The sequence below is a fragment of the Brevundimonas sp. MF30-B genome (assembly GCF_004683885.1).
Taxonomy (GTDB): domain Bacteria; phylum Pseudomonadota; class Alphaproteobacteria; order Caulobacterales; family Caulobacteraceae; genus Brevundimonas.
The window spans coordinates 1,137,728-1,156,513 of record NZ_CP038440.1 but is presented as its reverse complement, the minus strand read 5'-3'; the positions used below and the strand labels follow the sequence as shown (position 1 = coordinate 1,156,513).

Sequence of the window (18,786 nt, the reverse complement as noted above, 5' to 3'; positions counted from 1 at the left end):
GGAGCGTTCCATGGCCAAGCCGCTGACGACCCTGATGACCGCCTTGGTGATGCTGACCTTGGGCGGTGCGGCGTCGGCGCAGAGCGCTCCGCCGATCACCAATCGGGACGTGGTTGGCCAATGGCGGCTGCTCGTCACGCCCGCCGACCGCGACGATCTGAACATCTCGTTTCGCGCCAAGGATGGCGGCGAGCAACTGGATCTGCCGCTGACGATCACCGAGCGATCCAACGGCCGCCTCACCTGCGTGTTGAGGAACGATCCTGCGGATTGCCGCATCCGGGACGGCCGCCTGGTCGTCGCCTCAGCCGGCGGCGGAGTGCGCATGACCTACACCCTCGCGGATCGAAGCGGCGCGGGCTTCAGCGGGACCGTCAACCTGCGCGTCCGCCTGCTGCCCATCGGCGGACACATCGGCACGGTGGTGATGACGCGGCGGTAGGGCTGGTTGTGGGGCGGGGTGTCGAGGCCGCATTCGACCCGTTGCGGAAGTTGCGTCATCGCCCGGCGCGGACCCGTGCGTGGTGCGCGAAATACTCGCCGTAGTCGCTGCGGCCTTCGAAGAACTCTGGCGAAAAGCCATCCGGCTTGAGATGGATATATCGTTCCTCCATCCGCTTCGCGCGTGAACTCCATTCTTTCTCGTTGCCGAGCCCCCACGGGAAGAGGCCAGCCATAAGAGACGCGACGTAGAGAAACTCAGCGTCCTGTGCTTCTTCACCGCCGAAGTATGCATAGATTTCGCGCCAAAGTTCGTCGGCGTCCGCATCATTCAGGCCGGTCACGACGGGCGGATCAGCCCAATGCATCCAAGCGAGAAAGAGCAGATGAAGCGCATCATCGCGGTCTCGGCTTCCGCTTTCCCAGTTGGTCCTCAACCGCCTGTAGTCCGTTTCCACGCCGCCTCTCCGGTGCAGGTCAAACGCTAAAGCATGCGTCGCTGGCTGTCCGCTTGCCACCCTTAACGGAAACAGCCAGCGTCCGTTGTCCGGTTCGAAGCCCAATGTCTGCTCACGGCGGCGAAGCCGAGGACCGCATTCGACCCGCAGCGGACATCGGCACTGGAAGCACTCTGGCGCGTTCGAAGCCGGATGCGACCGCCTATTGTCCCGTTCGTTGCCGTTCTCGTAGCTGGCTTGGGGGCCTGCGCGACCACGCCCGTGATTGAGATGCCCATCAGCGCGGAAAGAGTGATCGGAAAATGGTCATTGACGAGGGTCGGGGGGCAATCGGTGTCACGGGCGATGACCATGGACTTTGGCCGAGATGGCCTCATGCTTGGCACATCCCGTTGCAACAGCATGTCAGGCAGCTACGAGGTTCGTCCGCCCACGGTAGTCTTCCCAAGTCCTGTCATCATCACGACGGCGGGCTGCGGTGGAGACTACCCACCTAACGAGCGAGCGGTCGAGCTTGCGGAACGTATACTCTTCGCTGACCCCACGTCTGGGTGGTCTATATCGAGCGACGGCCAGCGGCTCGTCGTGCATGGAGAGGAAGAGCTACGATTTGCCCGCCAGAGGTAGCGTGCGACGCTCAGGGCCGTCATCCGGGTCTTCTCAAAAGCCCGACAGAGTTGAACCGCTCATAGAAATGTCCGCTTCCCACCCTCAGCCGACATTCGCAGCGTCTGCTTAACGTCCCCTCGCCATCACGCCTTCTGGGCGAAGGGGATGATCTGCGCGCCGCCCGGTGCATCTCCTTCGGCCGGCGTCTCGTCGATGACCGGCAGGCGGACGGTGGCCGCGGAGCCTTCGCCCAGGGTGCTGTCCAGCATCAGACGGCCGCCGTGCAGTTCGGCGAGCGAGCGCACCAGCGACAGGCCCAGGCCGCTGCCTTGCGCCTTCTGATCCGCGCCGCCGGCCTGTTCGTAGGGGCGGCCCAGGCGGGCCAGGTCCTCGGCGGCGATGCCTACGCCGGTGTCGGACACCGTCACCTCCAGCATCGGGCCCAGCCGTTCGGCGGCCAGGCTGACCGAGCCGCCGGCGGGGGTGAATTTGATCGCATTGGACACCAGGTTCAGCGCCATTTGCTTGAGCGCGCGGCGGTCGGCCATGACCTTCAGCGGTTCGGCGGGCAGGACGACGGCCAGCTCGACGCCCTTGTCGCGCGCCTGGCCGCGCATCAGCACGGCGACCGCCTCGATCGCCTCGCGGGCGTCGAACGGCTCAAGCGCCAGTTCATAGCGGTCGGCCTCGATCTTGGAGACGTCCAGCACGTCGTTGATCAGGTCCAGCAGGTGGCCGCCCGCCTCGTGGATCGAGCCGGCGTATTCGGCGTAGCGCTCGGGCAGGGGGCCGAACAGGCGCTGGCGCATGATGTCGGAGAAGCCGACCACGGCGTTCAGCGGCGTGCGCAGTTCGTGGCTCATGTGCGCCAGGAAGCGGCTCTTGCCGGCGTCGCGGGCCTCGGCCCGGTCGCGCTGGGCGGCCAGATCGGCGAGCTGGGCGACGGCGCCGTCGGCCTGAAGCGCCAGCACCGCCAGGTTCGGCCCGTTCAGCGGCGCGGCGCGCAGGCGCAGGGTCCGGCCGTCGGCTAGACGGGTCAGGCGCTCGCCGGCCTCGCCCCGTGCGTGCGATCCGGCCAGCCAGTCGCGCAGGGCCTCGCGCTCGTCGGGCGCGGCGGCGGCGATCAGGTCGTCGCCGGCCAGGTCCGCTTCAACACCCGCCCGCGCCAAGATGCGGCCGGACGGAGCCACGGTTAGCAACGCGCCGGGCACGGCGGCGGTCAGGGCGCGGGCCACCGACAGGGCCTCTCCGTCCGCGTCCGCGCGGCGCTCGCGGGGCCGGCCGGCCAGACCGGGGGCCAGCGCCGCCGCCCCCGCCGTCAGCACGGCGGTCACGGCCGCCAGCCCCGCGCCCCCCGCCTCGGCGCCCCCCAGCGCCGAGGTGAGCAATCCCGATCCGGCGGCCAGCATGGCGCCCATGGCCCCGCCCTCGACCCAGCGGCGCTCGCCCAGCGCCAGCCCGGCGGCCAGGGGCGCGAACACCAGTCCGGCGAGAGGCCCGGCCAGGCCGCCGGTCAGACCCGCGGCCAGCACGGCGGCCAGCGTCCAGCCCGCGATCAGCGCCATCCGGCTTTGCGCGTCGCGGCGGCGGGTCAGGACCAGCAGGCCGCCGAGGCCCGGAAGCGCCAGCACCAGCAGGCCCGCCAGCGACGCCGCGCCCAGGTCCGGCGAGCTCCAGGCCGCGCCCAGCGCGGTCAGCCCCAGCGCCCCCGCCCAGGCGGCATGCCAGGCGGCGACGGCCGGAAGGGCCTCCGCGATCGGATCTGACGTGGGGGTGGTGCGGGACAAGCGGGCTTCAGCCTCGGTGCAAAATACGGCCGAGCCTAGGCGCGCGAGTGAGTCGTCCCAAGCGCGCGCACCTCACAGGCGAACCGCCGCCGTGGACAAGTCGGGGGCCGGGACCCTATCTGCACCGCATGACAACGCCGCCCGCCCTTTCGATCGACGAGACCCTCGCCGAACTGGTCGAGGAGTTCGACCTGCTGGGCGACTGGGAGGGACGGATCGAATACGTCATCGACCTGGGCAAGGGGCTGGCGCCGCTGCCGGACGCCGCCCGGATCGAGGCCAACAAGGTGCCGGGCTGCGCGGCCCAGGTCTGGCTGTCCAGCCGCGAGGCGGGCGGGCGGCTTTGGTTCGACGCCGATTCCGACAGCGCTCTGTCCAAGGGCAACATCGCCCTGCTTCTGAAGCTGTACTCGGGCCGCGCGCCGGCCGAGATTCTGGGCTTCGACGCGCGGGCCGCCCTCGACCGGCTGGGCCTGCCCTCGGCCCTGACGCGCCAGCGCGCCAATGGGCTGAACAGCATGGTCGGGCGCATCCGAGAGGAAGCCGCGCGGGCCGGCTGAGGCCTCACCCCGCGCCATAGTGCTCCGCCAGCGCCTGTAGGGCCTCGCGCAGGGCCTGTTTGCCGGTGCGTCGCTTCAGGCCCAGGCTCTGTTCGGCGACCGCCAGCGCCGAGCCGCGCACGCAGATCCAGTCCAGCACGGCGCGATGGCGCGGGCCGACGGCGGCGAGCGCCTCGGCCACGCGACGGCCGGCGGCCAGGGCGGGGTCAGTCGGCTCGGAGCGGCGGGTGCGCCCGCCGGCGCCCGAGCGCGGCAGGGCGTCCCAACGCATGGTTAGGGCCGGGCCCGCCTGGGCGCGTTCGGCGTCCAGGGTCAGGCGCGCGCCTGCGGCGGCCTGGGCAGGGGTCAGCAGCGGCGCGCCCGAGGCGTCGCGACGCGCCGCCAGCCAGGCGATCGGCGACTGCCCCAGATTGGCCCGGCGCGAGGCCAGGACACCGTCGGGCGTGACGACCTGCCGGACGCCCTCGACCATGCCGGGCCGTCCCGCGAAGGCCGGGGTCTCGGGCCGCGCCGCCTCCCGCGCCGTCCAGCCGCCGCCTTGCCGAAGGCGCAGGCCCGGCTGGTCGATCAGGGCGCGAAAGGCGGGCTCGTCCAACGTCAAGGCCGGCCGGGCGCGACGGTCGGGGCGAAGCCTCAGCCGATAGCCGTCCTCGCCCGCGTCCAGCCAGGCTCCGGGCCGCGCCAGCAGGCCGCGCGCGCGTTCGACCGCCCGGCTCATGCCAAGAGCCCCCGCGCCGGGGCGGCCGACGGCCAGATCAGGCTTTCGCCCAGCCGCTCCACCGTTTCGTCGAAGGCGGGCTCCTCGCGGCGGTCCTCGACCCAGCGGCAGGCCGTGCCGGCCGTGGCGCGATTGACGCGGAAGACGTGGCCCACTCGCTCCAGCGTCCAGCCGTATGTGACGTGCACGATGTAGATGGCGATGCGCCGCGCGTGACACGCCATCGGCTCGGCGCGGCCGCGCGCCATGATCCGCTCGGCCGGAACGCCGAAGGCGGCGGCGACCAGATGCACCGCCAGGTCCGCCTTGATCCGATCCGTCTGGCCCACCGGCACGAAATAGGCTTCCCGCATTGTCCCCGAACTCCTTTTGGTTATCACGAGCGCCCAGCCTAGGGGCGCCCGCTCTCGTGATAGGAATATATCCCTACTCAACGTCAGAGTCGGACGCAGGATCGCTCACAGGTTGCGGCGACCGCAGGGGCGTTCGGGGTGGTTAATTTATTTTCGCTTGAGCGAATCGGGACTCTCGACGGCGATTCGCAAATCAGCCTACGATTCGTCTCAATTGGGGACGTTAACCCTTCTTAAGGTTTTGAGAGATTAACGTCGGAACAAGGTTACCGCTCGGCTCTCGCGCGGTGCGACTGTCAAGCTTTGCCTGGAGGGGCATGAATGCGCGTCCTGCTTATCGAAGATGATCATGCGACGGCGCAGAGCATCGAACTGATGCTCAAGTCGGAAGGCTTTAACGTCTATACGACCGACCTCGGCGAAGAAGGCATCGATCTGGGCAAGATCTATGACTACGACCTGATCCTCCTGGACCTGAACTTGCCCGACATGAGCGGCATCGAGGTTCTGCGTCAGCTGCGCGTCGGCAAGGTCAATACGCCGGTGATGATCCTGTCCGGAAGCCACGAGATCGAAAGCAAGGTCAAGACGTTCGGCGGCGGCGCCGACGACTATCTGACCAAGCCCTTCCACAAGGACGAGCTGATCGCCCGGGTGCACGCCGTGGTGCGTCGCTCCAAGGGTCACGCCCAGGCCATCATCCACACCGGCGAGATCGCCGTGAACCTGGACGCCAAGACGGTGGAGGTGGACGGCCATCGCGTGCACCTGACCGGCAAGGAATATCAGATGCTGGAGCTGCTCTCGCTCCGCAAGGGCACGACCCTGACCAAGGAAATGTTCCTGAACCACCTGTACGGCGGCATGGACGAGCCCGAGCTGAAGATCATCGACGTCTTCATCTGCAAGCTGCGCAAGAAGCTGGCGACAGCGGCGGGCGGCAAACACTACATCGAAACCGTCTGGGGCCGCGGCTATGTGCTGCGCGATCCGGCGGAGGGCGCTAAGAGCGCGGCGGCCTAAGGCGACGCTAAAGCCGCTAGGCTCCGCGAGCCGAGCCTAGCGCAGGAAACACACGCCCGCCGGTCACCCGGCGGGCGTTTTCGTGAGGGGCCATGCCGCAGGAACTGGCGCGGATCGAGGGCATCGGGGTCAATCTGGCGACCCTGGATCAGGCGGTGGACGTCGCGGCGGCGCGCGCCGCGCGCGGCCAGGGCTTTCTGCTGTTCACCCTGAACTTGGATCATCTGGTCAAGCTGGACGAGCCCGCCTTCCGCGCCGCCTATGCGCGGGCCGAACTGGTCAGCGCCGACGGCTTTCCCATCGTCTGGCTGGCGCGTCGCCAGGGGGCGGTGCTGGATCGGGTGTGCGGATCCGACATGGTCGAGCCGCTGATGGCGCGAGCCGCGCGCGACGGCCTGCCCGTCTATGTCGTGGGGCCGGGGCCGGACGCTCAGGCGCGGGCCCTGGAGCGGCTGCGGGCGGACCATCCGGGCCTCAGCATCGCCGGCGCCGAGACGCCGATGGTCCCAGCCGCACCACAGGACGATTCCGCCTTCGTCCAGGCCATGGCCGAGCGGATCGCGGCCTCGGGTGCGCGGCTGGTGCTGCTTTGCCTGGGCGCGCCCAAGCAGGAGTTGCTGGCCGCCGCCCTGGCGGATCGCGTGCCCCAGGCCGGCTTCCTGTGCGTGGGCGCGGCCTTGGACTTCATCGCCGGCGAGGTCAGCCGCGCCCCGGCCTGGGTCCAGCGGCTGAACGGCGAATGGCTGTGGCGGCTGGCGGGCGACCCCAAGCGACTGGGCCTGCGCTACTGGCGCTCGGCCGTGAAGTTCGCCGACGTGGCGCGCGGTCGCCCGTAAGGCCGGGGGTAAGGTCCTCGCCCTAGAGTGGCGCCATGACCCGCGCCGATCCCTCCCGCCGTCTTGTGCTCGCCTCCGGCCTGGCGCTGGCCGCCTGCCGGTCCGAAGCCCAGCCCGCCCCCTGGACCGGACCCGTTCCGGCGCTGAAGGACATCGCGCCCTTTCCCGTCGGGGCCTGCGTGCCCAGCGCCTATCTGGACGACCCGTCCTGGGTCGAGCTGGCGCGTCGTCAGCTGGACCAGATCACGCCGGAGTGGGAGCTGAAGATGGAGTATGTGCTCCAGTCCAATCGGGGCGACTACCGCTTCGACGCGCCTGACCGCATCGCCGACTTCGCGCGCGACAACGGCCTGGGCCTGCATGGTCACGCCCTGATCTGGTACGCGCAAGAAGCGCCCTACTTCATGACCCTGGACCCCAAGCGGTTCGCCGGGGAGTACGACCGCTACATCCGCGAGGTCGCCGGCCGCTACGCCGGACGGATGATCGGCTGGGACGTGGTCAACGAGGCGGTGGCCGAGGACGGAAACGGCCTGCGCGACTGCCTGTGGAGCGAGCGGCTGGGCGGGCAGGAGGCCTATATCGTGCGGGCCTTCGAGCAGGCGAAGGCGGCCGACCCGAACGCGGTCCTGTTCCTGAACGACTACAATCTGGAGAACAATCCGACCAAGGGGGCGACCTATCTGCGCCTGGTCGAACGGCTGCTGACGCTCGGCGCGCCGCTGGGCGGGCTGGGGGTGCAGTCCCACCTGGATATCGAGATCGCCGACGGCCAGATCCGAAACTTCATCCGCGAGGCCGCCAGGTTCGGCCTGCCCATCCACATCTCCGAGCTGGACGCGACCCAGCGGCGCGAGGGCCGGCTGCCGGACACCCGCAGCCTGAAGCACAAGCGCGCGCGCCAGCACGCCGTGACGCGCGAACTGGTCCAGGCCTACATGGAGCTGCCGGCGGCTCAGCAATATGGCATCACCACCTGGGCGCTGCGCGACCGCGACAGCTGGCTGCGCCGCCCGCCGCGCGACGACGGGCGCGACAGCCTCGTGCTGTTCGACGACTGGGGCCAGCCCACCGCCATGTTCGCGGGCTTCGTTGAGGGATTGAGCGCCTAAGCTCAGGCGGCCTGGATCAGGCCGCCCAGTCCAGGACGACCTTGCCCGACTTGCCGGCCTTCATGACCTCGAAGCCCTTTTCGAAGTCCTGGTACGGCATCTGGTGAGTGATCAGCGGCTGCAGGTCCAGACCGGCTTTCAGAAGGCCCAGCATCTTGCGCCAGGTGGTGAACATCTCGCGCCCGTAGACACCCTTGATGGTCAGGGCCTTGAGGATGATCGCGCCCCAATCGGTCTCCATCGGCTTGGACGGAATGCCCAGCAGCGCCATGCCGCCGCCCATGATCAGGGTGTCGACGCACTGCTTGAAGGCGATCGGCGAGCCCGACATCTCCAGCGCCACGTCGAAGCCGACCTTCAGGCCCAGCTCGTGCATGACGTCGTGCAGGTCTTCCTTGGTGGTGTTCACCGTGCGCACGCCCGGCGCGACCTTCTGCGCCAGCTCAAGCCTGAAGTCGTTGATGTCGGTCAGCACGACGGTGCGGGCGCCCGCGTGGCGCGCGACGGCGGCGGCCATCATGCCGATGGGCCCGGCCCCGGTGACCAGCACATCCTCGCCCAGAAGGTCGAACTGCTGGGCCGTGTGCACGGCGTTGCCGAACGGATCCAGGATCGAGCCGATCTCATAGGGCACATCGTCGGGCAGCTCGATGACGTTGAAAGCCGGGGCCACGACGTATTCGGCGAAGGCGCCCTGGCGGTTCACGCCGATGCCGCGCGTGTCGGGATCCAGGTGGAAATGGCCGGCGCGGGCCGCCTCGGAGTTCAGGTCGATGACATGGCCCTCGGCCGAGACGCGCTGGCCGACCTTCAGGCGACGGTCCACGTCCTTGCCGATGGCGACGATCTCGCCCGAGAATTCGTGCCCGGTGATCATGGGGACCGGCACGTTCTTCTGGGACCACTCGTCCCAGTTCCAGATGTGGATGTCGGTGCCGCAGACGGCGGTCTTGTGCACCTTGATCAGCACGTCCTCGTCGCCCGCGACGGGAATGGGCGCGTCGATCAGCTCGAGCCCTTCGGCGGGTTTGGTCTTGGCCAGGGCCTTCATGGTCTCGGTCATTATTCGATCACTCCCAATTCCTTGCCGGCCGTCGTGAACGCCGCGACCGCTTGATCGATCTGTTCGAAGGTGTGCGCCGCCGACATCTGGGTGCGGATGCGGGCCTGGCCGCGCGGCACGACCGGGAACGAGAAGCCGATGACATAGACGCCCAGCTCCAGCATGCGCGCCGCCATGTCCTGCCCCAGCCTGGCGTCGCCCAGCATGACGGGGATGATCGGATGCTCGCCCGGCAACAGGTCGAAGCCAGCCTCGGTCATCGCCGTGCGGAAGCGTTTGGCGTTGGCGAACAGCTGCGCGCGCAGGGCGTCGCCCTCGTCTCCGCCCGCGATGCGGATGGCTTCGATCGACGAGCCGCACACGGCCGGGCTCAGCGCGTTGGAGAACAGATAGGGCCGCGCCCGCTGCTTCAGCAGTTGAACCACCTCGGCCGTCGCGCAGATGAAGCCGCCCATGGCCCCGCCCAGCGCCTTGCCGAAGGTGCCGGTGACGAAGTCCACCTTGACCCCGCAGTGCGAGAACGAGCCGCGCCCGCGCTCGCCCATGAAGCCGGTGACATGGCAGTCGTCGACCATGATCAGCGCGCCGTAGCGGTCGGCCAGTTCCCGCACGCCCTTCAGATCGGCGACATAGCCGTCCATCGAGAAGGCGCCGTCGGTGGCGATGATGATGTCGCGCGCGCCGTCGGCCCGCGCCTGCTTCAGTTGAGCCTCCAGCTCGGCCATGTCGGAGTTGGCGAAGCGATAGCGCTTGGCCTTGCACAGCCGCACGCCGTCGATGATCGAGGCGTGGTTCAGGCTGTCCGAGACAATGGCGTCCTCGGCCCCGAACAGGGGCTCGAACAGGCCGCCGTTGGCGTCGAAGGCGGCTGCGAACAGGATGGCGTCCTCAAAGCCGAGATAGTCGGCGATGGCACGTTCCAGTTCCTTGTGGATCTCCAGCGTGCCGCAGATGAAGCGCACCGAGGCGGTGCCGGCGCCCCAGCGCTCCTGCGCCTCGATACCGGCCTTCACCACGCGGTCGTCGCCGGCCAGGCCAAGATAGTTGTTGGCGCAGAAGTTCAGCACCTGGCGGCCATTGACCGAGATCACCGGCCCCTGGCGGCTGGCGATGACGCGCTCGGGCTTGGTCAGGCCCTGGCTGTCGATGTCGGCCAGTTCGGCGGAGATACGGTCGTGGAAGGACTGTGTGTCGGAAGCGGTCATGGCGTCTCCGCTACGCGCTTTTCGCGACGGTTTGAACCCCGCATCAGGCCGCCCGCGAGGCCGGCGCTTCATCCTCGGCCGTCGGGCGGAAAGGACTGACCCGCACAGAACCGCCGCACGGGGTCAGCTCCATCGGCAGCATGGCGAAGGCGCCGTCGCCTGGCGCGGCGACCCTGACGGTCGTGGCGATGGGACAGACGACCTCGCCGTCGCCTTCGTGCGGCATCACATTCCAGGCCAGGTCGAAGTAGGCTCGCGCGCCCGGCTGGACCACCACAGGCCGTAGCGCGTCACCCTGGCTGAAATACGCGCCCGGATGCTGTCGCGCCTCGATGGATCCCAGCGGGCGATCGGCCTTGTCGGCCAACGTCACGGTCGGATAGCCCACCAGCTCGCAGGCCCCCTCCCCGCGATTGAGGACCGACAGAACCGCCACTCGATTGCCCATGCCGGCGTCCCCGCCGGCCGTGGCCAGTTGCATGTCCGCGCTGCGGCACGCGGCCGGACCGACCTCTGCCGGAGCGGGGTCTACGGCGGGCGTGGCGGGCGGCGGGCTTTCGGCCTGACCGCAGGCGGCCAGGCCGGCCGAAAGGGCCGTGGCGATGAGGACGGCGCGCTGGATCATGGTCGGCTCCCGGTGCTGACCTGCCCTCAACGCTCTGCGGCCATCGAAGCTCCGGTCAGAAGATCAGCTTGCGCAGCGTCAGGCGCACGACACGGCCCTGCGGGTCCAGATAATCCGGCTGGTAGCCTTGAGGCGTCACGCCCAGGGCATTGCGCACCTGCAGCCGGCTGTCGAACAGGTTTTCGACGCCCAGGGTGATCCGCGCGCCCCTCAGGAACGGATAGCGTTCGACCCAGGCCGTGCGCGACGACAGGTCGGCGAAGAGGTTCAGATTGACCGTCGACTGGTCGTCGAAGAACAGGGTCTCGCCCGTCGGTCCGCCATCCACGCGCGTGCTGTCACGCCATGTCGCGTTCAGGAAGCCGCCGAAGCCGTTTCTGAACACCCCAGCCTGGAACTGGACCTCGTTGCGCGGCTGGCCGCCGCGCGACCCGACCGCCGCACCGTCCAGCAGGTCGATGACCGGCAGCTCGTCGCGGATGCGGATCTCGTCCTGGATGCGGTAGGTGTGGAACAGCGAGACGTTGAACCGCCCCTGGCCCGGCTGCATCTGGGGGCCGCGTCCGCGACCGCCCGGGCCCCCGCCGCCGGGGCCGCCCCGGAACTGCATCCCGCCGCCTCCGCCGCCCGGCGGGGGACCGCCAGAGCTCACGACAACGGCCTCGCCCCCACGGCCGCCACCCGGTCCGCGCTGCCCGCCTGGGCCGCCTTGGCCGCGCTGGGGCACCGTGGGCGTGCCGAAGGCGCGCGAATAGTTCAGGCCCCAGCGGATGTCCTGGCGATTGGTGCTGGCGAAGTTCAGGGGCCGGGCGTCGATCGAAACCAGGTTGCCGTCGGCGTCGCGCTCGAAACGCTCGGGCAGGGCCGCTTCCAGGTCAGGCGTGATGGTGGGGAAGGTGGCGATGGAGTTCCGGATTTCGCTGCGGGTGTAGTTGGCCTGCAGGCGCAGATCCTGGCTCTCGAACGGGCGGAAGTTCATGCCCAGACGCAGGGTCGAGCGGTCGTCGGCCGCCAGGTTGGGATTACCGCCGTCGATGCGGGTGATGTTGACGGTCTGGCCCGTGGCGAAGTCGAACACCGGCACATTGGGGGTCGATACGACGGGGTCGTTCAACTGCTGGACGCTGGGCGCGCCTTCTTCACCGGCAAAGCCGACGTTGAACGACAGTTTCTCGATCGGCGACCAGTTCAGTCCGACGTCCAGGCTGGTCAGGCCGCCGAAATCCGACAGCTCCTGATAGCCGGCGTTGAAGTTGGCCGAGAGGTCCCCGACCCAGCCGAAGACCTCGCGGTCGCGGCTGGTCAGCGGCAGGTTCAGGTTGGCGCTGACATTGCCCCGGTCGCGCGACTGCGACCGGTCGGTGGTCACGCCGGACCTGACGCTGGTCGAATCCAGCGAGCGGGTGTCGGCCCCGGCGGTCAGGGTCGCGTTGACCCCGCCGGCCGGCAGGTCGAACAGCTGACCGCGCACGACCATCTCGGCCCCCGCCGTGCTGGCGATCGAGTTGGCCGTGTCGGACGGGAGAGCCGCGTACTGCGATGCATCGATCGGGCCGAAGGGGTTGATCGTTCCGGCCGCCACGCCGTCTTGCAGCGCCTGGTCGTCCAACCCCTGGCCGGTGCGCGTATCGGTCTCGACCCGGCTGTAGTTTCCCGTCAGCGTCCAGCGCCAGTCGCCCAGATAGCCGTCCAGTTGGCCGCTGCCCTCCAGGGTGCGGGTGTCGACGTCACGGGTCAGGCTCTCTGGCGCATCCAGCAGGCGATAGACAAGGACGTCGTTGCTGAACGGCGAGAACGGACTGCCCGCCCCGAGGTCGAAGACCGAGCCAGGCAGGCCCAGGAAACTCTGGCTGGACTGGTCCTGGATGCTGCCGCTGATCGTGCCGGCCAGGGTTTGCGACAGATCGCGCGTGATCGAACCCTTCAGCTCGATCGACTCCGTTCGCGGCAACAGGGTGCGCGACTCGGTGAGATCCTCAGATCCCGACAGGCCCGCCCCGGCGACGAAGGCGTCCAGCCCCACCGGACCGTTCGCGGCGGACAAGGGCGCCAGGGCCATCGTCACCGTTGAACCCGCGAGCGCGGACAGTTCCGGGTCGATCTCGCCAATCATTCCGTCGTCCAGCAGCCCGGTCACCGTCCCGCGTCGGCTGAAGGGTCGCCCCGAATCCGAGCGAACAATGTCGCGCTCGTCCTCGAACAGGGCGCCGGCGCGGCGATACTCGATGTCGAAGGTCGATCGGTTCAGCCCGTCCACGCGGAAGAAGTCGGCGTCCGCACCCAGCTGGGTCCGCCCGCCTGCGGTGGCCGCCCGCCCGTCCGCCTGCAGCGTCACCGAGCGGAAGGTCGGCTTCAACACGAAGTTCACCACCCGCTGGTCGGCGCGGTAGCCATAGGCCAGGGCCACGTCCTCAGGCAGGATCTCGGTGCGCTCCAGCGCCTCGGTCGGGATGCTGAAGATTTCGCGCGGGCTCGACACCCGGCGGCCGTTCAGCAGGAAGATCGGCTGGCCGCCGCCACGACCGCGGCTGGACTGGGTCAGGGGCTCCAGCGCGGCGATCAGCTCCTGGATGTTGCCCGCGCCGTAGGTGCGGATCATCTCTTCGTCCAGCACGATGTCCGGCGGGATGTCGCTGTCGACCGAACCGCGCGGGCGGCTGGCGGACACGGTCAATTCACCGAGATCATAGACCTCGTCATCCTGGGCCGGCGGCGGCGTCTGGGGCGCGGTCTGGGCGTAGGCCGCCCCCGCCGTCAGGATGGAGCTGAGCGCCGTCGCGGCGAGCAAGGAGGTCAAACGGGTCATCACACACAAACGAGTTTTCGCGCGGCTTCCGTCGCGCGGGCGGCTTTTCAGTTCGGGGGCGAACGTGGCTGTGGGGTGACCGGCTGCATTACCGTCGTGTAATGCCGGTGAAATGCGGGCGACTGTGTCAGCCGCGCAACGTCAAGTCCCTTGGCGTGGCCTCGAAGCTCGACAGCCGGCCCAGATAGCTCATGCCCAGCAGCGAGTGCGGCAGGCCGTCGGCCGCCACCAGGGCGGCGACGCGCTCGACCCGGGCCGAGCCGACGCCAACGACCGCCAGACGGATCGGCGCCGCAGCCACCGGGCCCGCAGCCGTGCTGAGCCGAACACTGTAGTCGGCCTCATCCAGCCGATAGCCCAGCCGCTCGGCGTCCTGCCGCGTCAGCACCACCAGGCTGGAGCCCGTGTCCACCATGAGGTCGATCGGCTGCCCCTCGATCGAGGCGCGCGCCCAATAGTGGCCGTCGTCGGCTCGGGCCACGCGCGCGGCGGGCTCGGCCGCCTGGGCCGATCCGTCCATCCGGTCCAGCCAGAAGGCGGTGGTCAGGGCCGCCGCCAGGGCCAGGGCGCCGACGGACAGGGAGCGAGGGTCGAAGCGGAACATGACCACAACCTGACACGCTCGCCTTTGGACGAGGTGAAGCGACGTGGTTGCCGGAATCTAACCGGGCGGCGCGCGCAAGGCCGGATCAATGCGCGACGCCCGGCCTGGCAACTCGCCCATGATCCGCTCGCGCTGCGCCTCGTCGAAGCGCGACCAGCGCCCGATTTCCTCCAACGTCCGGTAGCAGCCCAAGCACAGGCTGGACGCGCCATCGACCACGCAGACGTTGACGCACGGCGTTCGGACGGCGCGAGGGGGGCCGTTCATGACGGCAACCTTGACTTTTCATGACAGAAATGCGACATAGGCCCTGACGCGAAACGACTGAGAAGGGTGAAATTCCCCGACAAGCACGACGCGTCTCTTTTCATCGTTTAGCGAAAGGAGACGCCAATAATGAACGATAGAAGCCGCAACCTCCAACACGCCATGCTGTCATTCGCCCTTTTCGGCGGGATGCTGGTGAACACGAAACAGACAAACGGCGCAGCCGACCGCGTGGTCAGCCACCCGTCCAACTTCGTGCCGATCGATCCAAAGCGCCTGCGCCGCTGAACGCGCGCACCTTTGAATCTTCCAAGACCCCGGTCAGAACGGCCGGGGTTTTTCAATTGCGGCCCGGCGACGGGCCGGGCATGGCCGGACGACTTGAGGAGACACACGCATGAGCTTGATCGTCGTCGAACGCAGGGGCCCCATCGAAATCTGGACCCTGGACCGCGCCGAGCGCCTGAACGCCCTGCCCGACCCGGACGACGGAGAGGCCTTCGCCCGCGCCTGCCATGCCGTCAACGCGGACGCGGAGGTCCGCTGCGTGATCCTGACCGGCGCGGGCCGCGCCTTTTCCGCCGGCGGCGACCTGACCGCCATGCGCGACAAGCGTGACCTTTTCCAGGGCGGCGGCGCCGACCTGCGTCAGGCCTATCGTCGCGTGGTCCATCGCATCGTTCGCTCTCTCTATGGGCTCGAAGTTCCGCTGATCGCGGCGGTCAATGGGCCGGCCATGGGGCTGGGCTGCGACATCGCCGGCTTGGCGGACCTGCGCCTGGCCTCGACCCAGGCCCGGTTCGGCGTGCCCTTCCTGAAGTTGGGCATCGTGCCCGGCGACGGCGGAGCCTGGCTGTTGCCGCGCAATGTCGGCTATGTCCGCGCCGCCGAGATGCTGTTCACCGGCCGCTCGATCGACGCCGATACGGCCGAGCGCTGGGGCCTGGTCAACCAGGTCACCACGCCCGAACGGTTGATGGACGACGCCCTGGCCCTGGCCGGCGAGGTCGCCGCCCAGCCGCCCCACGCCCTGCGCATGGCCAAGGCTCTGCTTCGCCAGGGCCGCGACGTGAACTTCGATCAGATGCTGGAGATGACCGCAGCCATGCAGGCCCTGGCCCACCTGACCGAGGACCACGCCGAGGGCGTGGCCGCCGTTCTGGAAAAGCGCCCGGCCCAGTTCAAGGGCCGATAGTTCTCTTCCCGCTCGCCCCCGCGAAGGCGGGGGTTCGGATGATCCCAGGTCGAGCCCGGCGCCGGCTGGATCCTCGCCTTCGCGCGGACAAGCGGGAAATCCGGATATTGCGAAAGCCTAGGTGTTCGTCGGCGTGCGCATGGCGCGGTTGGCGGGCACGCCGATGGCGGCTTCGCGCGGCGCGCCGGCCGTCTCGCCCGGCTTCATGAACTTGACCAGGACGCGCTGGCCGATCAGCAGGGGCGCGTCATTGGCCGAGACCACGACCTCGACCACGCGCTCGTCGGTGCGCTGCGACGGGTCGTCGGACGCCAGCTTTCGAGCGCCGAAGACGGCGGCGCGACGGATCACGGCGCCGACATAGACCTTGGAGGGATCGCCTTCGGGCGTGATCTCGACAGCCTGTTCGGCGGCGATGTTGGGAATGTCGCTCTCGACGATTTCGGCGCGGACGATGCGCGGCGTGTCGGGCTCGAGATCGAACATGGTTGAGACGTTCAGGGTCGAGGCGCCGGCGCCGGGATTGGCGTAGCGCCGAACGATCCGGCCGGCCATGGGCGCGCGGATGACCGTCAGCTCCAGATTATAGGCCGCCTCGTTCAGGCGTGCGCGGGCGGTCTGGACCGAGGCCTGCTGCGAGGCCAGCCGCGCTTGGGCGGTCGAGATCGCGTCGCGGGCCTGGTCCATGCGGGCGGCGGCGACGAAGTTGGTGTCGACCAGGCGCGCCAGGCGGTCGTGCTCGCGCTGAGCGGTGTTGATGTCGACGCGGATCGCGGCCAGCTGGCTTTCGGCCTGGGCCACCTCGGCCTGAGCGCGCTGCACGGCCAGGCGCGGTTCGTCGTCCTCCTGCCGGGCCAGGATCTGGCCGGCGGTGACGCGGTCGCCTTCCTGAACCAGGACCGAGCGGACCACCCCGCCGCGGCGCGCGGCGATCTGGATCAGACCGCCCTCGACATCGACGCGGCCGTTGGCGATGGCGGCGTAGGGGCTCTCCACCCGGGTCGCAGCCGCGCGCTCGGCCTCGGCCTTCTTGGCGGCGCTGGCGCTTTGCATGAACAGGAAACCGACCACCAGCACGATGACCAGCAGCAATCCGATCCAGAGCCACTTGTTCTTCAGGAAGGCGGGCATGTCGAAGGTCCTAAGGCAGGGTCAGTGCGACGCCAGCACGGCGTCGGGATTGGGGATGCGGCGCTGATCGTCGATGATGACGCCGTCCTCGATATGGATCACGCGGTCGGCCCAGGCCTCGAGGCGCGGGTCGTGGGTCACGCAGATGACGGCGGCGCCGTGTTCGGTGGCGGCCCGGCGCAGCAGGCGGATGACCACCTGGCCGTTCTCGCCGTCCAGGGCCGAGGTCGGTTCGTCGGCGAACAGGATCTTCGGATTCTTGGCCAGGGCGCGGGCGATGGCGACGCGCTGCTTTTCGCCGCCGGACAGGGCGGCGGGCCGCTGGTTCAGCCGATGACCCAGCCCGACCTCCTGCAGCGACAGGGTCGCCTGCTTGCGCGCCTGGGACTTGGACAGGCCCTGATACTTGAGCACCGTCTCGACCTGCTGCAGCGCCGTCAGCGACGGGAACAGGTTGAAGCCCTGGAAGATGAAGCCGCAGTTGGCCAGGCGGAACTTGTCGATCCGGCCCGAGGACAGCTTCCACAGGTCGTCGACGTCCAGCGCGTCCACCCGGCCCTCCTCGGGACGCAACAGGCCCGACAGGGCGGCGATCAGGGTCGACTTTCCGGAGCCCGAGGGGCCCATGACCATGGTCAGGTCGCCGTGACGGGCATCGAAATCCACGCCTTTCAACACCTGAACGAAGGCGCGCCCGCTCTTGAATCGTTTGACCAGGCCGTTGGCCTCGATCGCCGGCGAGCCATGCTGGCCATGCAGTGTGGTGTGAGCATTCATCGGAGCAGATCCGCCGGTTGGCTCTTCTTCAGGACGCCGAGCGACAGCAAGCCCGACCCCATGGCGATCAGGATCAGCCCGCCGCCGACGATGATCAGCAGCATCGGCGGCAGCGCAATGATGACAGCGTTGGCCGCAGCCAGAAGCTGCACCAGCCACGTCAGGAAAATGGCGGCCGCGACGCCCGCCACCCCGACCCAGAAGCTCAACTCGACGACGATGCGCCGCAGCGAGCCCATGGAGACGCCCAAGGCCCGCAGTGAAGCGAATTCCTTGATATTGGCCATGATCGCGCCCCGCAGCGTCTGCCAGGTGATGGCCACGCCGATGATGATGCCCAGGACCACGCAGCCGCCGATGATGATGACCAGAATGCCTTCTTCGAACATGGCGGCCGAGTTGGCGTCGGCGAGCTCCTGACGCGTCCAGGCCTTGTACTGGCCATTGCCCAATTCGTTGAGTTGGGCGGCGACGACATCGGCGCGGCCGGGATTGTTCAGAGCCACCATCAATGGACCGACACGAGGGCTGGACTCGCTGGTCTGACCCAACATCCGCATTGTGTCGCGGCTCATGACGATGCTCGGCTGCATCATGTTGGGATAGCCGCGAGTGATGCCCGCGACGGTCACGGTCTGGCCGTTGTAGAGCGCCTTTTCACCCAGCTTGACGCCGAGCACCTGAACCGCCGTCTCGTCGATGGCGATGGTGTAGGGCTGGCGCAGAGCGTCCACCAGTTCCTGGGAATAGTCGGTCGGTATGGTCACGGCGTCAGGCGCTGTGTCGATCACGCTAGCCTGGACGAACCGCTGGCGCGGCGCGCCTTGCTTGGCGCGGTCGGCCTGGCTCATGGTCGGATCGACGTTCTTGACGCTCTGGAATGATCCGCCCGACCCCGCCAGCGGGCGAACTTCGCGCACGTCAGGATGGTTGTAGACCAGAGGGATGAACCGCCGCGGTACGCCCGACGGCCCGCCCATCAGGCTTTTGGCGCCAGGTTGCATGACGATGATGTCGGCGCGGGAGCGCTCGATCTGGGCAGTGAAGCCCTTGCCGATGCCGATGAAGACCCCCGTCATGGCCAGCACCAGCAAGCCCGACAGCGCCAACGCCATGACCGCCGCCATATAGCGGCGCCACTCGAACAGCAGCGTGGAAAGCGCGAGCGACATGAAAACGGAAAGCCCATGAACTGACTTAGTCATCTGACGGGATG

Annotated in this window: 21 protein-coding genes; 8 read left to right on the top strand and 13 right to left on the bottom strand. The window is 68.7% G+C overall.

The features are described 5' to 3' along the window. Window positions 1–10: 10 nt before the first annotated feature. On the top strand, window positions 11–442 hold the full coding sequence (locus E4M01_RS05815) for a hypothetical protein (protein WP_135061795.1): 432 nt from the start codon (window positions 11–13) through the stop codon (window positions 440–442). Between the two features lie 55 nt (window positions 443–497). Here the strand turns inward: E4M01_RS05815 and E4M01_RS05810 are convergent, their stop codons facing one another. Next, window positions 498–899, bottom strand: coding sequence for a hypothetical protein (locus E4M01_RS05810; protein ID WP_135061796.1), 402 nt, complete (start codon window positions 897–899; stop codon window positions 498–500). Window positions 900–1,091: 192 nt separating this feature from the next. On the opposite strand from E4M01_RS05810, the gene E4M01_RS14680 reads away from it, so the two are divergent. After that, a complete protein-coding gene (locus tag E4M01_RS14680; protein ID WP_135061797.1) occupies window positions 1,092–1,526 on the top strand; it encodes an META domain-containing protein in 435 nt (144 codons plus the stop codon). Window positions 1,527–1,651: 125 nt separating this feature from the next. Here E4M01_RS14680 and E4M01_RS05800 read toward each other — a convergent pair whose 3' ends face one another. Further along, window positions 1,652–3,295, bottom strand: a complete 1,644-nt coding sequence (locus E4M01_RS05800) for a HAMP domain-containing sensor histidine kinase (protein ID WP_245158158.1) — start codon at window positions 3,293–3,295, stop codon at window positions 1,652–1,654. Window positions 3,296–3,423: 128 nt separating this feature from the next. Between E4M01_RS05800 and E4M01_RS05795 the strand changes: the two genes are divergently transcribed. After that, complete coding sequence (locus tag E4M01_RS05795) at window positions 3,424–3,855, top strand: SufE family protein (RefSeq protein WP_135062702.1); 432 nt, start codon at window positions 3,424–3,426, stop codon at window positions 3,853–3,855. A 4-nt stretch (window positions 3,856–3,859) separates the two neighbouring features. Here E4M01_RS05795 and E4M01_RS05790 read toward each other — a convergent pair whose 3' ends face one another. Together E4M01_RS05790 and E4M01_RS05785 are read right to left on the bottom strand one after the other, a co-directional pair. Continuing rightward, window positions 3,860–4,573 carry a DUF6456 domain-containing protein gene (locus E4M01_RS05790; RefSeq protein ID WP_135061798.1) on the bottom strand — a complete coding sequence of 238 codons (714 nt, stop codon included), beginning with the start codon at window positions 4,571–4,573 and terminating at the stop codon, window positions 3,860–3,862. Continuing rightward, window positions 4,570–4,926, bottom strand: a complete 357-nt coding sequence (locus E4M01_RS05785; protein WP_135061799.1) for a chromosomal replication initiator DnaA — start codon at window positions 4,924–4,926, stop codon at window positions 4,570–4,572. The genes E4M01_RS05790 and E4M01_RS05785 overlap by 4 nt, the downstream gene beginning before the upstream one ends. Window positions 4,927–5,247: 321 nt before the next feature. Here E4M01_RS05785 and ctrA point away from each other — a divergent pair, with 321 nt between their 5' ends. The 3 genes from ctrA (at window position 5,248) to E4M01_RS05770 (ending at window position 7,897) form a co-directional block, all read left to right on the top strand. Continuing rightward, complete coding sequence (ctrA, locus tag E4M01_RS05780; RefSeq protein WP_135061800.1) at window positions 5,248–5,949, top strand: response regulator transcription factor CtrA; 702 nt, start codon at window positions 5,248–5,250, stop codon at window positions 5,947–5,949. Window positions 5,950–6,041: 92 nt separating this feature from the next. Beyond that, a complete protein-coding gene (locus E4M01_RS05775) occupies window positions 6,042–6,785 on the top strand; it encodes a WecB/TagA/CpsF family glycosyltransferase (RefSeq protein WP_135061801.1) in 744 nt (247 codons plus the stop codon). A 35-nt stretch (window positions 6,786–6,820) separates the two neighbouring features. After that, a complete protein-coding gene (locus E4M01_RS05770; protein WP_135061802.1) occupies window positions 6,821–7,897 on the top strand; it encodes an endo-1,4-beta-xylanase in 1,077 nt (358 codons plus the stop codon). Between the two features lie 16 nt (window positions 7,898–7,913). On the opposite strand, the gene tdh is transcribed toward E4M01_RS05770, so the two are convergent. The 6 genes from tdh to E4M01_RS05740 form a co-directional block, all read right to left on the bottom strand. Continuing rightward, the gene (gene tdh, locus E4M01_RS05765) at window positions 7,914–8,948 is read right to left on the bottom strand and encodes an L-threonine 3-dehydrogenase (protein ID WP_371682918.1); all 1,035 of its coding nucleotides are present in this window, start codon (window positions 8,946–8,948) and stop codon (window positions 7,914–7,916) included. A gap of 11 nt (window positions 8,949–8,959) precedes the next feature. After that, on the bottom strand, window positions 8,960–10,165 hold the full coding sequence (locus E4M01_RS05760) for a glycine C-acetyltransferase (protein ID WP_135061804.1): 1,206 nt from the start codon (window positions 10,163–10,165) through the stop codon (window positions 8,960–8,962). A gap of 43 nt (window positions 10,166–10,208) precedes the next feature. After that, on the bottom strand, window positions 10,209–10,790 hold the full coding sequence (locus E4M01_RS05755) for a DUF4232 domain-containing protein (RefSeq protein WP_135061805.1): 582 nt from the start codon (window positions 10,788–10,790) through the stop codon (window positions 10,209–10,211). Between the two features lie 55 nt (window positions 10,791–10,845). Continuing rightward, window positions 10,846–13,596, bottom strand: a complete 2,751-nt coding sequence (locus E4M01_RS14285; RefSeq protein ID WP_167765250.1) for a TonB-dependent receptor — start codon at window positions 13,594–13,596, stop codon at window positions 10,846–10,848. Between the two features lie 127 nt (window positions 13,597–13,723). After that, window positions 13,724–14,200: a TIGR02281 family clan AA aspartic protease gene (locus E4M01_RS05745; RefSeq protein ID WP_135061806.1), complete on the bottom strand. Its 477-nt coding sequence runs from the start codon at window positions 14,198–14,200 to the stop codon at window positions 13,724–13,726. A 57-nt stretch (window positions 14,201–14,257) separates the two neighbouring features. Beyond that, a complete protein-coding gene (locus E4M01_RS05740; protein ID WP_135061807.1) occupies window positions 14,258–14,467 on the bottom strand; it encodes a DUF1289 domain-containing protein in 210 nt (69 codons plus the stop codon). A gap of 129 nt (window positions 14,468–14,596) precedes the next feature. On the opposite strand from E4M01_RS05740, the gene E4M01_RS14280 reads away from it, so the two are divergent. Further along, complete coding sequence (locus E4M01_RS14280) at window positions 14,597–14,755, top strand: hypothetical protein (RefSeq protein ID WP_167765252.1); 159 nt, start codon at window positions 14,597–14,599, stop codon at window positions 14,753–14,755. A 109-nt stretch (window positions 14,756–14,864) separates the two neighbouring features. Continuing rightward, window positions 14,865–15,662, top strand: a complete 798-nt coding sequence (locus E4M01_RS05735; protein ID WP_135061808.1) for a crotonase/enoyl-CoA hydratase family protein — start codon at window positions 14,865–14,867, stop codon at window positions 15,660–15,662. 117 nt (window positions 15,663–15,779) lie between these two features. On the opposite strand, the gene E4M01_RS05730 is transcribed toward E4M01_RS05735, so the two are convergent. From E4M01_RS05730 to E4M01_RS05720, 3 genes are read right to left on the bottom strand one after another with little or no spacing between them, the layout of a single operon-like run. Further along, entirely contained in the window at window positions 15,780–16,793 is a 1,014-nt protein-coding gene (locus E4M01_RS05730) for an HlyD family secretion protein (protein ID WP_135061809.1), read from the bottom strand. 21 nt (window positions 16,794–16,814) lie between these two features. Then, on the bottom strand, window positions 16,815–17,570 hold the full coding sequence (locus E4M01_RS05725; RefSeq protein ID WP_135061810.1) for an ABC transporter ATP-binding protein: 756 nt from the start codon (window positions 17,568–17,570) through the stop codon (window positions 16,815–16,817). Further along, a complete protein-coding gene (locus tag E4M01_RS05720; RefSeq protein WP_135061811.1) occupies window positions 17,567–18,742 on the bottom strand; it encodes an ABC transporter permease in 1,176 nt (391 codons plus the stop codon). Before E4M01_RS05720 ends, E4M01_RS05725 begins: the two co-directional genes overlap by 4 nt. Window positions 18,743–18,786 lie beyond the last annotated feature (44 nt).

Excerpts from the sequence above, each read along its gene's own strand:
- E4M01_RS05815 (WP_135061795.1), top strand. The coding sequence starts at position 11 with ATGGCCAAGCCGCTGACGACCCTGATGACCGCCTTGGTGATGCTGACC.
- E4M01_RS14680 (WP_135061797.1), top strand. The coding sequence starts at position 1,092 with ATGCGACCGCCTATTGTCCCGTTCGTTGCCGTTCTCGTAGCTGGCTTG.
- E4M01_RS05795 (WP_135062702.1), top strand. The coding sequence starts at position 3,424 with ATGACAACGCCGCCCGCCCTTTCGATCGACGAGACCCTCGCCGAACTG.
- E4M01_RS05790 (WP_135061798.1), bottom strand. The coding sequence starts at position 4,573 with ATGAGCCGGGCGGTCGAACGCGCGCGCGGCCTGCTGGCGCGGCCCGGA.
- E4M01_RS05785 (WP_135061799.1), bottom strand. The coding sequence starts at position 4,926 with ATGCGGGAAGCCTATTTCGTGCCGGTGGGCCAGACGGATCGGATCAAG.
- ctrA (WP_135061800.1), top strand. The coding sequence starts at position 5,248 with ATGCGCGTCCTGCTTATCGAAGATGATCATGCGACGGCGCAGAGCATC.
- E4M01_RS05775 (WP_135061801.1), top strand. The coding sequence starts at position 6,042 with ATGCCGCAGGAACTGGCGCGGATCGAGGGCATCGGGGTCAATCTGGCG.
- E4M01_RS05770 (WP_135061802.1), top strand. The coding sequence starts at position 6,821 with ATGACCCGCGCCGATCCCTCCCGCCGTCTTGTGCTCGCCTCCGGCCTG.
- tdh (WP_371682918.1), bottom strand. The coding sequence starts at position 8,948 with ATGAAGGCCCTGGCCAAGACCAAACCCGCCGAAGGGCTCGAGCTGATC.
- E4M01_RS05760 (WP_135061804.1), bottom strand. The coding sequence starts at position 10,165 with ATGACCGCTTCCGACACACAGTCCTTCCACGACCGTATCTCCGCCGAA.
- E4M01_RS05755 (WP_135061805.1), bottom strand. The coding sequence starts at position 10,790 with ATGATCCAGCGCGCCGTCCTCATCGCCACGGCCCTTTCGGCCGGCCTG.
- E4M01_RS14285 (WP_167765250.1), bottom strand. The coding sequence starts at position 13,596 with ATGACCCGTTTGACCTCCTTGCTCGCCGCGACGGCGCTCAGCTCCATC.
- E4M01_RS05745 (WP_135061806.1), bottom strand. The coding sequence starts at position 14,200 with ATGTTCCGCTTCGACCCTCGCTCCCTGTCCGTCGGCGCCCTGGCCCTG.
- E4M01_RS05740 (WP_135061807.1), bottom strand. The coding sequence starts at position 14,467 with ATGAACGGCCCCCCTCGCGCCGTCCGAACGCCGTGCGTCAACGTCTGC.
- E4M01_RS14280 (WP_167765252.1), top strand. The coding sequence starts at position 14,597 with ATGAACGATAGAAGCCGCAACCTCCAACACGCCATGCTGTCATTCGCC.
- E4M01_RS05735 (WP_135061808.1), top strand. The coding sequence starts at position 14,865 with ATGAGCTTGATCGTCGTCGAACGCAGGGGCCCCATCGAAATCTGGACC.
- E4M01_RS05730 (WP_135061809.1), bottom strand. The coding sequence starts at position 16,793 with ATGCCCGCCTTCCTGAAGAACAAGTGGCTCTGGATCGGATTGCTGCTG.
- E4M01_RS05725 (WP_135061810.1), bottom strand. The coding sequence starts at position 17,570 with ATGAATGCTCACACCACACTGCATGGCCAGCATGGCTCGCCGGCGATC.
- E4M01_RS05720 (WP_135061811.1), bottom strand. The coding sequence starts at position 18,742 with ATGTCGCTCGCGCTTTCCACGCTGCTGTTCGAGTGGCGCCGCTATATG.